13 protein-coding genes are annotated in these 12,915 nt (G+C 73.6%); 8 read left to right on the forward strand and 5 right to left on the reverse strand.

Translation table 11 applies throughout. The features are described from left to right. Positions 1–16 precede the first annotated feature (16 nt). Positions 17–1,117: a GNAT family N-acetyltransferase gene (locus AB0O15_RS08750; RefSeq protein ID WP_364315897.1), complete on the forward strand. Its 1,101-nt coding sequence runs from the start codon at positions 17–19 to the stop codon at positions 1,115–1,117. An 8-nt stretch (positions 1,118–1,125) separates the two neighbouring features. Here AB0O15_RS08750 and AB0O15_RS08755 read toward each other — a convergent pair whose 3' ends face one another. Both AB0O15_RS08755 and bioB read right to left on the reverse strand, forming a co-directional pair. Further along, a complete protein-coding gene (locus AB0O15_RS08755; RefSeq protein ID WP_364315900.1) occupies positions 1,126–1,641 on the reverse strand; it encodes a GNAT family protein in 516 nt (171 codons plus the stop codon). A gap of 300 nt (positions 1,642–1,941) precedes the next feature. Continuing rightward, on the reverse strand, positions 1,942–2,937 hold the full coding sequence (bioB, locus tag AB0O15_RS08760; RefSeq protein WP_364315902.1) for a biotin synthase BioB: 996 nt from the start codon (positions 2,935–2,937) through the stop codon (positions 1,942–1,944). 166 nt (positions 2,938–3,103) lie between these two features. On the opposite strand from bioB, the gene AB0O15_RS08765 reads away from it, so the two are divergent. The 3 genes from AB0O15_RS08765 (at position 3,104) to AB0O15_RS08775 (ending at position 6,751) form a co-directional block, all read left to right on the forward strand. Beyond that, positions 3,104–4,240, forward strand: coding sequence for an 8-amino-7-oxononanoate synthase (locus tag AB0O15_RS08765; protein ID WP_364315904.1), 1,137 nt, complete (start codon positions 3,104–3,106; stop codon positions 4,238–4,240). A gap of 689 nt (positions 4,241–4,929) precedes the next feature. Then, entirely contained in the window at positions 4,930–5,694 is a 765-nt protein-coding gene (gene bioD / locus AB0O15_RS08770) for a dethiobiotin synthase (RefSeq protein ID WP_364317146.1), read from the forward strand. 121 nt (positions 5,695–5,815) lie between these two features. Beyond that, positions 5,816–6,751 carry a hypothetical protein gene (locus tag AB0O15_RS08775; protein ID WP_364315906.1) on the forward strand — a complete coding sequence of 312 codons (936 nt, stop codon included), beginning with the start codon at positions 5,816–5,818 and terminating at the stop codon, positions 6,749–6,751. 371 nt (positions 6,752–7,122) lie between these two features. On the opposite strand, the gene AB0O15_RS08780 is transcribed toward AB0O15_RS08775, so the two are convergent. Continuing rightward, positions 7,123–7,731: an NAD(P)H-binding protein gene (locus AB0O15_RS08780; protein ID WP_364315908.1), complete on the reverse strand. Its 609-nt coding sequence runs from the start codon at positions 7,729–7,731 to the stop codon at positions 7,123–7,125. Positions 7,732–7,792: 61 nt separating this feature from the next. Between AB0O15_RS08780 and AB0O15_RS08785 the strand changes: the two genes are divergently transcribed. Next, complete coding sequence (locus AB0O15_RS08785; protein ID WP_364315911.1) at positions 7,793–8,392, forward strand: TetR/AcrR family transcriptional regulator; 600 nt, start codon at positions 7,793–7,795, stop codon at positions 8,390–8,392. Here AB0O15_RS08785 and AB0O15_RS08790 read toward each other — a convergent pair. After that, positions 8,365–9,168 (reverse strand): TrmH family RNA methyltransferase, encoded by an 804-nt coding sequence (locus AB0O15_RS08790; RefSeq protein WP_364315914.1) that lies wholly within the window; start codon positions 9,166–9,168, stop codon positions 8,365–8,367. The two genes, AB0O15_RS08785 and AB0O15_RS08790, sit on opposite strands and share 28 nt — an antisense overlap. Positions 9,169–9,218: 50 nt before the next feature. Here AB0O15_RS08790 and AB0O15_RS08795 point away from each other — a divergent pair, with 50 nt between their 5' ends. The 3 genes from AB0O15_RS08795 to AB0O15_RS08805 are packed head-to-tail and all read left to right on the forward strand — an operon-like array spanning position 9,219 to position 12,199. Next, on the forward strand, positions 9,219–9,980 hold the full coding sequence (locus AB0O15_RS08795) for an ROK family protein (protein ID WP_364315917.1): 762 nt from the start codon (positions 9,219–9,221) through the stop codon (positions 9,978–9,980). Beyond that, positions 9,977–10,699, forward strand: a complete 723-nt coding sequence (locus tag AB0O15_RS08800) for an HAD family hydrolase (RefSeq protein ID WP_364315920.1) — start codon at positions 9,977–9,979, stop codon at positions 10,697–10,699. The genes AB0O15_RS08795 and AB0O15_RS08800 overlap by 4 nt, the downstream gene beginning before the upstream one ends. A gap of 9 nt (positions 10,700–10,708) precedes the next feature. Next, the gene (locus AB0O15_RS08805) at positions 10,709–12,199 is read left to right on the forward strand and encodes a hypothetical protein (protein WP_364315922.1); all 1,491 of its coding nucleotides are present in this window, start codon (positions 10,709–10,711) and stop codon (positions 12,197–12,199) included. Between the two features lie 39 nt (positions 12,200–12,238). Here AB0O15_RS08805 and AB0O15_RS08810 read toward each other — a convergent pair whose 3' ends face one another. Then, the gene (locus AB0O15_RS08810; RefSeq protein WP_364317148.1) at positions 12,239–12,889 is read right to left on the reverse strand and encodes a 50S ribosomal protein L11 methyltransferase; all 651 of its coding nucleotides are present in this window, start codon (positions 12,887–12,889) and stop codon (positions 12,239–12,241) included. Positions 12,890–12,915 lie beyond the last annotated feature (26 nt).

Below are 12,915 nucleotides of genomic sequence, written 5' to 3' on the forward strand. Positions count from 1 at the left end.
GGTTGAGGAGGCGAGCATGGCGTTGTGGCGGGTCCGGGCGACCGTTGACGATCGTCCCGGTTACCTCTCGGTGCTGACCGCGAGCCTGGCGCTCAAGTCGGTCAACATCCTGGCCGTTCAGGTGCACACCACCGAGGCCGGCGCGGTCGACGACTTCCTGGTCGACGCGCCCGACACGATGTCCGAGCGCGACCTGCTGGCCGCCGTCGAGCGCGGTCGCGGGCGCGACGCGTTCGTGGCCCGCGCCGAGGCGCAGGGCCTGGCCGACCCGCCGACCCGGGCGCTGGCGCTGGCCGGCCGCCTGGTGCACGACCCCGACGGGCTGGGCGAGGCGTTGGTCGGGCTGCTCGACGCGACCGAGGTCCGCTGGCGTCCGTCCGCCGGCTCTCCCGGCTCGCCCGCCTCTCCCGCCTCCGGTTTCACCGCCGGGCCTCCCGCCTCCGGTTTCACCGCCGGGTGCATGACGCTCGCCGACCCGGCGGGCGGTGTCTTCGAGGTGTCGCGGCGGGCGCCCGACTTCACCCCCGCCGAGTTCGCCCGGGGCCAGGCGCTGATCGAGCTGAGCGGCGCCCTGCTGCGCCAGGCCGACACCCAGACCACGCTGTTGCTGCCGTCCGGCGACGAGTTGCTGATCCGGGTGGCCACCCCCGACGACGCCGAGGCGGTCCTCCGCCTGCATGCCCGCTGCTCGGCGGCCGCCCGCGAGCTGCGCTACCCCGGCGGTGTCCCGTCCGACGCCCGGCTGCGCCAGCTGCTCGAGCCGATCGGCGGCCTCACCCTGCTGGCCCTGCACACCGACCCGCGCAGCGGCGAGGAACACGTCATCGCCACCGCGACCCTGCTGGCCGAGGGCGACCTGGGCGAGGCGGCGCTGCTGGTCGAAGACGCGTGGCAACGCCGGGGCCTGGGCACCACCCTGCTCCGCCGGCTGGTCACCTGGGCCGGCCGGGGCGGTTTCGCCGCGCTGGTCCTGCACGTGACCGCCGACAACACCGCCATGCTCCGCACCCTCCGCCGCCTGGGCAGCGGCGCCGCCGACCGGGACGGCTCCATGCTGACCGTGACCCTCCCCGTCCCCCGCGCCGACGTCCACGAGTCCCCGGTGACGTCGATCTGACGGGGCGATCAGTCGCGGATCAACTCGGCCGCCACGAGGTCCATCAGGAGGCCGTCGTGCCAGCCGGTGGGGTCGCGCTCGTACTGGCGCATGATGCCGACCGGGCGGAAGCCGACCTTCTCGTAGCAGCGGATCGCCGGGGTGTTGTCGGCCGCCGGGTCGATCACCAGGCGGTGGAAGCCCTCGTCGTCGACCAGGTGGGTGGCCAGGGTGCGGACGGCGTCGGTGCCTACGCCGCGGCCGTGCACGGCGGGGTCGACGAAGATGTCGATGCTGGCGTGGTGGTAGTCGGGGTCGTGCTCGGCCGCCCACTGGATCGCGCCGGCCACCCGGCCCTCCACCTCGATCGTGTAGAAGCCGGTCTCCTCGTCGGCGATCGACTCGCGGGTCTCGGCGGCCAGGTCGTCGCCGCGCCAGCGCGCCTTGACCTCGGGGGTCGACCGGATGCGGACCAGCTCGGCGACATCCGCCTCCTCGGCCAGGCGCAGCGTCACCAGGCGGCCGCGCAGCCGTGACCAGGTCATGCGCTCATCCTCGCAAGATCATGGCAGTGCCGTCCGAGCGACGGAAGGACGGCACACCGCGAAGGAGGCGCGGGGGAGAGGCGCCGCACTGTGCGAAGGGGGTTGGGCATCAGGAGTGGGAATCGCCGTGTTCGACGCAGGTGGCGGTCCAGCCGGTGGGGACCACCTGAACCTTCAGGCGGCGGCGGCACTGCGGACAGTAACGGGGTGGCTCCAGCCGGCGGGCCGCCGTACACGCAAGGTGGTCGCCCTTGGTCAGGGTCTCGCCGCAGCGGTCGCAATACGTGGTGGCGGGCGCGGTCACAGCGTGGCCGAGAGAGCCTTGACCGGCATCTTGAGCTCGGCCAGCAATTCGAGGTCGGCGGTGGCGGGGCGGCCCAGGGTGGTCAGGTAGTTGCCGACGATCACGGCGTTGATGCCGCCGAGCAGGCCGTCGCGCGTGCCTAGGTCGCCCAGGGTGATCTCGCGGCCACCGGCGTACCGCAGGATCGTTCTCGGCAGGGCCAGGCGGAACGCGGCGATGGCGCGCAGCGCGTCCTTGCCCTCGACGACCTCGCGGTCGCCCAGCGGCGTACCCGGACGGGGATTGAGGAAGTTGAGCGGGACCTCGTGGGGGTCGAGGCGGGCCAGCTGCCCGGCGAACTCGGCCCGCTGCTCGACCGTCTCGCCGAGGCCGAGGATGCCGCCGCAGCAGACCTCCATGCCCGACGCCCGCACCATCTCCAGCGTGCGGAAACGCTCTTCCCACGAATGGGTGGTCACCACGTTGGGGAAGAAGGAACGGCACGTCTCGAGGTTGTGGTTGTAGCGGTGCACGCCCATCTCGACCAGGTCGTCGACCTGCTCCTGGGTGAGCATGCCGAGGCTGGCCGCGACCTGGATGTCGACGGCCTCGCGGATCGCCTTGACGCCCTCGCGCATCTGGTCCATCAGGCGCTGGTCGGGACCGCGGACGGCGGCCACGATGCAGAACTCGGTCGCGCCCGTGGCGGCGGTCTGCCGGGCCGCCTCGACCAGGGCCGGGATGTCGAGCCAGACCGCCCGCACCGGCGACGTGAACAGGCCGGACTGCGAGCAGAAATGGCAGTCTTCGGGGCAGCCGCCGGTCTTCAGCGAGACGATGCCCTCGACCTCGACCTCAGGACCACACCACTTCATGCGTACGTCGTGAGCGAGCTGGAGCAACTCGGGCAGATCGTCGTCGGGCAACCGCAGCACCTCGAGCACCCCGGCCTCGCCCAGCCCGACACCGTCGGCGAGCACCTGGACGCGGGCTTGATCGAGGATCTCAGGCATGCCCGTACCCTACAACTCGCCGGGGACGATCCGGCCGGGTGATAGTTTGCCGGTCCAGGCTCTGTCTCGAAGATCACGCGCCGGTCCGGCATTGTCCGACAGGGTCCGCGCCGGGTGTGCTTCGGTGGTGCCGATGGATGCGTACGGCGGCGATTGCGAGGCTGTTTTGGCGGGCTGGTTGGCGGCGCTGGAACGGCTGGCTCGCGGCCGGGCCAAGGCCGGGCTGACGCGTGAGCTGCGGCCGCGCGCGCCCGGCGACCCGATCGTCGATCTGGCCGGCAACGACTACCTCGGCCTCTCCGCCCACCCCGCGGTGGTCGAGGCCGCGGCCGGGGCGCTTTCGGCGTACGGGCTGGGAGCCACCGGTTCGCGCCTGGTCCGGGGCTCCACCGCCGCGCACACGGCGCTGGAGGACGACCTGGCCGGTTGGTTGGGCGCCGAGCAGGCCCTGGTGTTCTCGTCGGGCTACCTGGCCAACCTGGGCGCCGTCCGGGCCCTGGCCGGCAGGGGCGGCCTGATCGTCTCGGACGCGTACAACCACGCCTCGTTGATCGACGGCTGCAAGATGTCCGGCGCCGAGACGGTCGTGGCGCCGCACGCCGACCCCGCGGCCGTCGCCGCCATCCTGGACGCCCACCCCGGCCGCGACGCCGTGGTGGTGACCGAGTCGGTGTTCTCGGTGGACGGTGACCTGGCGCCGCTGGCCGCCCTCCACCAGGTGACCTCGGCTCGTGGCGCCCTGCTGCTGGTCGACGACGCGCACGCGCTCGGCCTGCTCGGCCCGTCCGGCGCCGGCGGGGTGACCGCCGCGGGACTGGCCGGCCGGCCCGACGTCCTGGTCACCGCGACCCTGTCCAAGTCCCTGGGCGGCGCCGGCGGCGTGGTGGCCGGCCCCGCGCAGTTCGTCCGCCACCTGATCGACACCAGCCGCACGTTCATCTACGACACCGCGCTCCCGCCGGCGGTCGTGGCCGGCGTCCACGCGGCCCTGCACGTGGCCCGGTCGGCCGACGACCGCCGGGCCCTGCTGGCCTCCCGCGCGGCGCTGACGGTGAGCCGGCTCTCGGCCGCCGGTTTCGCCGTGACGCACCCGGCGGCCGGCGTCCTGTCGGTGCCCGCACCCGGCCCCGAGGCGGCCCTGGCGTGGGCGGCCGACTGCCGCGACCGAGGCATAGCCGTAGGCTGCTTCCGCCCACCGTCCACCCCGGACGGCTCCAGCCGCCTGCGCCTGACCCTCAACGCCGGCGTCACCGACCCGGACTTCAGCCGAGCCCTCGACGTGATCGTGGAGTGCGCCCCATGACCCCCGCACCAGCCAGCCCCCCGGACCCGCCCCCGGCCTCGGATTCACCCACCCCGGCCCCCTCGACGCTGGAACTGCCGACGCCGGCGCCTCGCGGGCATGCCCTGCCCGGCCCGGGGCCCGGTGGCAGCCGGGCCGTGTCGCGTGGCCCGGGATCCCGCGGCCCGGCGGTTCCCCGGGCGGGATCCGGTGGTCACGCGCTGCCCGGCCCGGCTTCCCGCCGGTCCACGTTCGGGGCCGGCGACGGGCGGCGGGCGTCGTGGACGATGTCCCGGCCGGTCGCGGTCGCGCCGCAGGTCGTCCCGGTCCGCAAGGCGTCGCCCCTTGTGCTGGCGCCGACACCGGGCGTTCCTGGGAAGGGCAAGCCGAACTTCGACGCTCCGGACGGCGAAGACCCGGCCGCGACCGATTCCGCGCCGTCCTCCGCGCCGGCCACGGTGGCGGAAGCCGGATTGAGCGCGGAGGAGCCTGTCGCCGTGACTGAGTCTGCGCCTGTGCCTGTTGCCGAGCCCGAGCCCGCGCCCGTGACCGAGCCGGCGCCGGTGGGGCCGCCGCCCGGTGAAGAGGTGCCGGGGGTGGAGCCTGCTCTGCCCGTACCCGTGTCTCCAGGGGCCGCGCCCGACGAGAGCGTGACCGGCATGGCCGAGCCGGAGGCCGCCGAGCAGCTCGGCGACGAGGTCGAGGCGGAGCTGTCCGCGCAGGCGGCGGCCCAGCCCCAGCGCCCCGAAGGGCCCGAATGGCGCGGCATCGTGCTGGTCACCGGCACCGACACCGACGTCGGCAAGACGATCGTCACGGCGGCGATCGCGGCCGCGGCTCAGGCCGCCGGGCTGAGGGTCGCGGTGATCAAGCCCGGCCAGACGGGTACGGCGCTCGGCGGACCCACCGACATCGACCTCGTCCAGCGGCTCGCCGCCCCGCACACCGCCCGTACGCTGGCGTCCTATCCGGAGCCGCTCGCCCCGCTGGCCGCGGCCAAGGTGGCCGAGCTGCCTCCGCTGGAGCTGTACGAGGTGGTGGACGAGATCCGGGCCGAGGCGGCCCAGCACGACCTGGTGCTCGTGGAGGGGGCCGGCGGCCTGCTGGTGCCGATGGGCGTGCGGCCGTCGGGGGAGCCCTGGACCTTCGCCGACCTGGCCACCACGCTGGGCGTCAGCACGGTGGTGGTGGCGCGGGCGGGGCTCGGCACGCTCAACCACACCGCGTTGACGCTGGAGGCGCTGGCGCGGCGCGGCGTACCCGCGGGTGTCGTGCTCGGCGCCTGGCCGGCCGACCCCGAGCTGGTGCACTGGGCCAACCTCAGCGAGCTCGTCCCGCACCTGGTCGGCGCCCTCCCGGACGGCGCCGGCGGCATGGAGCCGGGCGTCTTCCGGCGGTCGGCCCCGGGCTGGCTGACCCCCATCCTGCACGGCGTCCTGGACAACTGGCGCACCTGGGCCGACGAGGTTCACTAGGGCCGTCCCGGCCTCGCTCTCGGCTGATCGGCCGGAAACGCCCTAGCAGCTTCCTGCCTGCGAGCCCCATCGCGGCGTCCGGCTCGGCACGATCCGAAGAGGACCGGGCGGGGAGGATGCGATGGGCTGGGTGTGGCGCAGGCTGATCGATGTCGCGGCGTTGACCGGCGGCGTGTGGGTGGCCGACGTGTTCGTGCCGGGGTTCCGGGTCGAGGGTTCGGGGTGGGGCCGGCTGTTCCTCGGCGGGGCGGTGGCGGTGGTCATGGTCGGGGTGGCTGTCGCGCTGATCGTGCCGCTGTCGGTGATCGTCGGCTCGATGCTGTTGGCTCGCGTCTCGGTCACGATGACCTGGGCACCGCCGCCGCCGCCGCCGCCGTCGCCGCCGTCGTGGTCGTCGCCGTCTCTGTCGCTGTCGCCCGAGCCGGTGCCGGTGCTGGTGCCCCGGCCGCCCGGCCGCGTGATGACCGTCCTGGCCGGACTGGTCTTCGCCGGCGCGGCCGTCGCCCTGGTCCAGCCGGTGGCGTTCAAGGCCGGGACCTGGTTGGTGGGCCGGTTCGGCGGTCCGGTCGAGCTTTCCGGTGGCTGGGCCCGGTGGCTGGCCGCCGGGTTGGTCTTCTGGGGCGTGTTCGGGGCGGTACGCGGGCTGCTCGCGCCCCGCCGCGTCGAGGAGACCGCGAGTCAGTGGCTGGCCTTCCTGGTCTCCCTGGTCGGCGCGGCCGGGGCGCTGTGGTTCGCCGTCGAGGTACTGCCCGGCGTCCGGCTGACCTCCGGCGACCGCCCCGTCCTGGTGAACGTGCTGGTCCTGGCCTCGGTGTTCATCGCCATGCGGGTGGCGATCCCCGGCGGCGTGCTGATCCAGGTGGCGATCGACGCGATCGTGCTCGCCACCCTGGAGTGGGCCGGCGCCTGGCTGACCACGCCACTGGAGTTCAGCGGCTGGGGATGGCTCCTGCTGGCGGCCTTGATCGTCACCGTGGCGACGTCACCGGCCCGCCTGCTCGCGCCCGAGCAGTCCCTGGCCCCGGCCGCCACCGACTGGCGAAGCGCTCCGTTCTAGGGCCGCGTCTCGTGGATCAGGCGTGGTCCAGGATGGTGGCCGGCGGCGCCCTCATTCCGGAATGCGCCCAAGCCGTAAGCACAAGCGGCACGGCGTGAAGCTGCCGGTCACGGCGTCGGTCGCCGGTGTCGTCAGCCACACTCCGGGGCACGTCTCGGATCTAGGCGCCGCGCCCCAGCTGGGCAGACGCGGCTCGCCCCCGCTCAGGTGCCGACCCCGCCTGTGGATAACCGCCGATTCCGGGACGTCACCGCGCTACATTCCTCGCCCACCCAGAGGGGTGGGGGAGGTGGCGGTGCGCGCGTCACGCGATTTTCAAGATCAACTTGTCCGCGGCGAGGTCGAACGAGCGGCGGTCGAACGAGCGGCGGTCAGTAGCCGATGCTGATGGTCTGGCCGGCAGTGGCGGGGTCGGTGGCGGCCCGGAGCAGGCAATGCGCCAGGTCGGCTCGGGAGATGCTGGCGGCCCAGCGAGGGTTGCCCGAGGTGGCGGAGCGGTACGTGCCGGTCAGCGGGCCGTCGGTCAGGCGGGGCGGGCGGACGATCGTCCACGGCGTACCCGAATCTTGAAGGGTCTGTTCGGCGCGCATCGCGTCGGCGTAGGTGCGGCGCAGCACCCGCTGGAGGATCGGCTTGATCAGGTAGCGCAGCGGCCACGGGTCGCCGGCGCCGTGCATGCCGCTGTTGCTGACCAGGATCACCCGGGGCGGTGACGTGTCGAGCAGCGCCGAGAGCGCGGGCGTCACGATCGGCTCGGGTGAGCCGCGGCGCGGGCCCAGCGCGGTGATCACCACGTCGCTGTCCTTGACCGCGGGGCGCAGTTCGTCGGGCCGGGTGACGTCGGCGATGACGACGTGGGGGCCGGCCGGGAGGCGGGCGGGATTCCGGACGACGGCGGTGACCTCATGGCCGGCCACGAGGGCCTGCCGCACGACGTGGAGCCCGGTTCCGCCGGTGGCTCCGATGACGGTGATCCGCATGGTCTCTCCCGTGATGACCAATGGTGAGTGAGTACTTACTAACCACTATGCTGCGGGGGAGATGCCTGAGAACAGCCGAGACCGCATTCTGGACGCCGCCTCCCACGTGATGGGCACGCTGGGGCTGGCGCGGACCACCACCAAGGAGATCGCCCGCCAGGCCGGCTACTCCGAGGCGATGCTCTACAAGGTCTTCCGCACCAAGGAGGAGATGTTCCTGGCGGTGCTCGAGGAGCGCATGCCGGGGCTGTCCCCGCTGCTCCGCGGGCTGCCCGACCGGGTCGGCGAGGGCGAGGTGCTCGACACCGTCCGCGAGCTGGTCCGTGCCGCCCTCACGTTCTATCGGCGTACGTTCCCGATCGCGGCGTCCCTGTTCGCCGAGCCGCAGCTGCTCGCCGCGCATCGCGAGGTGATGCAGGCCCAGCAGAAGGGTCCTCAGGTCGTGGCCGAGTCGGTGGCCGGCTACCTGCGGGCGGAGCAGAAGGCCGGCCGGGTGTCCGAGCGGGCCGACCCGGACGCGATCGCGCACATGCTGATGGGTGGCTGCCTCAACTACGCGTTCCTGACCCACTTCACCGACCGGCTGCCCTGGGCCACCGAGGACGAGTGCGTCACCGCGCTGTCCGACGCGGTTCAGCCGTTGCTGGAACGCGAACGCTGACGCGCCGCCTCGTAGAGCACGACCGTGGCCGCGGCCGCCGCGTTGAGCGAGCTGGCCGCCCCGGTGATCGGGATGCGCAGCAGGTCGTCGGCGGCGTCCCGCCAGCCCGCCGACAGGCCCTGGGTCTCGTTGCCGATCAGCAGCAGGCGCGGACCGGTCAGGTCGTACTCGGCCACGTCGACCGCGCCGTGCTCGTCGGTGCCGGCCACCCGTACGTCGAAGGGCAGTTGCGAAACCCAGTCGATGACCGCGAGGTGGGAGTCGGCCCGGATCACCGGCAGCGCGAAGAGGGAGCCGGTGCTGGCGCGTACGGCACGAGGGTCGTAGGGGTCGGCCGCGTGCCCGGTGACGATCACGCCCGAGGCGCCGAACGCGTCCGCCGACCGGATCAGCGTGCCGATGTTGCCGGGCGTGGCCGGCCGGTCGAAGACCACCACGAGCATCCGCGGGCCGGCGACGATCCGGTTGAGGTCGTCGGGCGGGCGGCGGACCACCGCGACCAGTTCGGCCTCGTCCTTCTCGGCCAGCTCGGCCACCAGCTCGGGCGCCATCGCCACCGGGGTCGCGCCGGTCTCGGCGAGCAGGTCGCGGGCCCAGGCCGAGAGCGCCTCCCGATCGGAGTAGACCAGGGCGTCGACGGTCCAGCCGTACGAGGCCGCGAGCGTGATCGGGCGCACACCCTGCACCAGGAACGTGCCGGAACGCTGCCGCTTGGTGCGGTTGGTCAGCAACGCCTGCCACTGCTGGAAACTCGCGTTGCGCGTGGTGATTCTCATCGGCAGCGACCCTACTCGCGGCGCCCGGCCGGGTGGGCGACACTGTTCAGGTGGCATTCACCCTGACGATCGACTGCGGTGGTGGCGGCATCAAGGGCTCCGTGCTCGACGACGCCGGGACGATGCGGGCGCAGCCGTTGCGCGTGCCCACTCCGTACCCCCTGCATCCCGATCTTTTTGTGAAGACCCTGGTCGAGCTCGGTGGGCGGCTGCCCCAGGCCGACCGGGTGACCGTCGGCATGCCGGGCATGCTGCGACACGGTGTCGTGGTCGCCACACCGCACTATGTGACGCGCAGCGGGCCGCGCACCAAGGTCGACCCGGAGCTGGTCGAGGTGTGGCACGGGTTCGACGCGCGGACCGCCCTGGCCGAGGCCTTCGGGCTGCCCACGCTGGTGCTGAACGATGCCGAGGTGCACGGCGCGGGCGTGGTCGCGGGCACCGGCTGCGAGCTGATGATCACCCTCGGCACCGGACTGGGCTGCGCGCTGTTCGACGGCGGCAAACTGGCGCCACACATGGAGATGTCCCAGGCGCCGGTGCGCTGGGGAATGAGCTACGACACCTACATCGGCGAGCACGAGCGGCGCCGGCTGGGCGACGCGCTGTGGTCCCGCCGGGTCCGCAATGTCGTCGAGGGGCTGCGGCCGGTCTACCTGTGGGACCGGCTCTACCTGGGCGGCGGCAACTCGCGCCTGCTCACGCCGACCCAGCTGGCCCGGATGGGCGACGACGTCGTGGTGGTGCCGAACACCGCGGGCATCCTCGGTGGCGTCCGGGCCTGGACCCTCGGCGTCAACGGGCACCGGTGACCCCCGCCGCGTTGCTCCTCGACTTCGGCGGGGTGCTGGCCGACGCGCCACCGTCCCGGGAGCCACCGCCTGAGCTGGTGCTGCGCGTCTACAACCTGACCGGGGGCGTGCTCACGCCGGGCGAGATTCAGCTGCGGCTCACCGAGGCGACCGAGGCCTACGGCCGCTGGCGCGACGAGGACCACCCCGACGAGCTGCCGCAGGCCGAGGTCTGGGAGAGGTTCGTTCTGGGTGGGTGGCCCAGCTCGGCCCAGGTCCGGGTACGCGCCGCGGTGAAGCGCCTCAGCTACGAGTGGGCCTGGCGCCACAACTGGGCCCTGCGCCCGGGCATCCCCGAGCTGCTCTCGGCGGCCGCGTCACGCGATCTCCCGATGGCTGTGGTGAGCAACACCCTCTGTGGCGCCGCCCACCGAGACTTCCTGGCCAAGGCGGGCGTGGGCGACCGGTTCGCGGCGCAGGTCTACAGCGACGAGGCGGGGGTCCGCAAACCCAACCCGCAGATGATCTGGCTGGCCGCGGCCGAGCTGGGCGTCGACGCGGCCGACTGCTGGTTCGTCGGCGACAGCTTCCAGCGCGACGTGGTGTGCGGCCGCCGGGCCGAGGTGGCGAAGGTGATCGTGATGCGGTCGGTCCGCACCGCCAAGGAAGATCCGGCCGCCTGGCCCGACCCGGATGCCATTGTCGACGATGGGCTCGGAGTCGCCGCACTTCTTGGCTAAGGTGGCCGCGTGCGTCGACGCCTGGTCGAGGCCGCCTGGGTGATCCTGGTGATCGCCGTCGCGGTTCCGCTCTTCATGCTGCGCGTCGACGGCCCCCAGCGGGTCGCGTCCGGCGACAGCTACTGGTACATGCGGCAGGCGCAGATCTTCGCCGGCGTCGACCCGGTCACGGCGGCGGCGGTCGCGCGCCGGGAGGTCTGCCGCGACATCAACCGCGCGTCGCGCAAACAGGGCGGCCAGGCCCCTTGCGTCGAGTACGACGTGATGACCACGCCCCGCTATGCGGCGATCTTCCACTCCCGCCCCGGCTATCCGCTGTTCGGGTCGCCGTTCGTGGCGGTGCTCGGCGCGTGGCGCGGGATGATGGCGGCGACCCTGGTGCTTGCCCTGATCGCGGTCGTGCTGGCCTACCTGGCGGTGTGGCTGGCCACCGGCCGGCGCCTGGCCGGTCTGGTCGCGGCGATCGCGCTGTTGCTGCTGCCGTCCGGGTTCTGGATGACCCGCATGCTGGTCGAGAGCGCCACGCTGGCCGGCTGCCTGGCGGTGCTGCTCGGCGCCACGCTGACGTGGCGCGGGCGGCGGCTCGGCGGTCTGGTTCTGGCCGGTGGGGGACTGGTCTGGCTCTTCCCCGTACGCTCGGCCAGCGCTCTCGCCGTGTCCCTGGCCCTCCTCGCCGCCAGCGTGATCCTCGGCCTCCTGGCCCGCCGACGCCCGCAGCATGCGGCTCCCGCGCCCGCCGTGCCCCCCGCGCCCGTGCCCGCCGCACGCGTGCCCGCCGCGCCCGCGCCTGCCGCGCCCGCGCCTGCCGCGCCCGCGCCCGCCGCGCCCGCACCCGCCGCACGCGTGCCCGCGCCCGTGCCCACCGTGCCCGTGTCCGCCGTGCCCGCGTCCGGGTCCGCCGCGCGCCGCGCGGGGGTGTTGCCTATACGCGCTCAGAGCAAAGGGGGCCTCTGGTGGACCGCGGCGCTGGCCGGTGCCGCTCTGCTCGGGTGGGCCGTGGTCAGCTCGGTCTGGCATCTGCCCTCGCTCAACGAGACGATCCAGGACCGGGCCACCGATCACTTCTCCCGGCCGGACATCGCCGATCCGCTGGCCTACCTGACCGACCTGAATCTCCGGTTCTGGCGCCGCTGGCTGTCGGCGAACGCGCACGAGCCCGGCGCGATGGCCTCGGTCGCGCTCGCGATCGTGGTGCTGGCCGTGCGGCTGCGGCGGGACGCGGTCCTGTGGATCCTGGTCGGGCTCAGCGGGTTCGCGCTGGTGGTCGCCCATCCGCTGATCTCACAGCAGCCGCGCCTGTCGAACCCGATGTGGATCCCGGTGGCGACCGTGATCGGGTGGGCGGTCGCGGTGATGGTGCATCGCCGGCCGAGGTCGGAGGAGAGGCCGGAAAGCCGGTCAGAAGGCGGCGACGGGTTCGGCGCGCTCGCCCCGGGCGAAGGCGCGCAGCAGGGCGGCGGTCCCGTGCCGGCGGTACGAGTGCCGGAGAAGCAGGGCTAGCACCGGCCACCGCTCCGGCCGCCGACAGGTAGGCCTGGATCACGCGGTCACCTCCCAGACCTTGGTGTGCCGGATCGGCACGCTTTCCAGCGACTTGGCCACCGGCACGTCGTAGGCGGCCCGCTCGGTCAGCCCGGCCGGCAGGTAGGCCCGGCCGGGGTCGCCCAGCAGTACCAGGCTGCCCCGGCCGGCGGCCCGGCGCAGGAACGGCAGCACCCGGGCGGTCATCGCCCGGCTGTAGCAGACGTCGCCGGCCAGGATGACGTCGTGGTGCTGGTCCGAGTCGAGCAGGTCGCCCTCGAACAGGGAAAGATCCACGTCGTTGGCCGTGGCATTGGCGGCCGCCGCGGCCAGGGACAGCGGGTCGATGTCGTTGGCCGTGACCCGGGCGGCGCCGGCCCGGGCCGCCGCCACCGCGACCAGGCCGGAGCCGGTGGCCAGGTCGAGCACCGTACGGCCGGCGACCAGCGCGGGGTGGTCGAGCACGAAGCGGGCCAGCGCCTGCCCGCCGGCCCAGGCGAACGCCCAGAACGGCGGTGGCTGCTCACCCGTACCACCGGCCTCGGTGCTCTCCCACAGGGCGATCACCTCGTCGGCCTGGTGAAGGGTCACCTCGGGGATGAACGGCACCGGGCGCGGGCGGGTGTGTGAGCGGACGAAGTCGGTGTGCACGCCATCAGTTTCGCTCAGCTACCCGGCGGCGTGACCGATGAGGT

Origin of the sequence: Actinoplanes sp. NPDC089786, from assembly GCF_040684855.1 — a bacterium.
Lineage (GTDB): Bacteria > Actinomycetota > Actinomycetes > Mycobacteriales > Micromonosporaceae > Actinoplanes.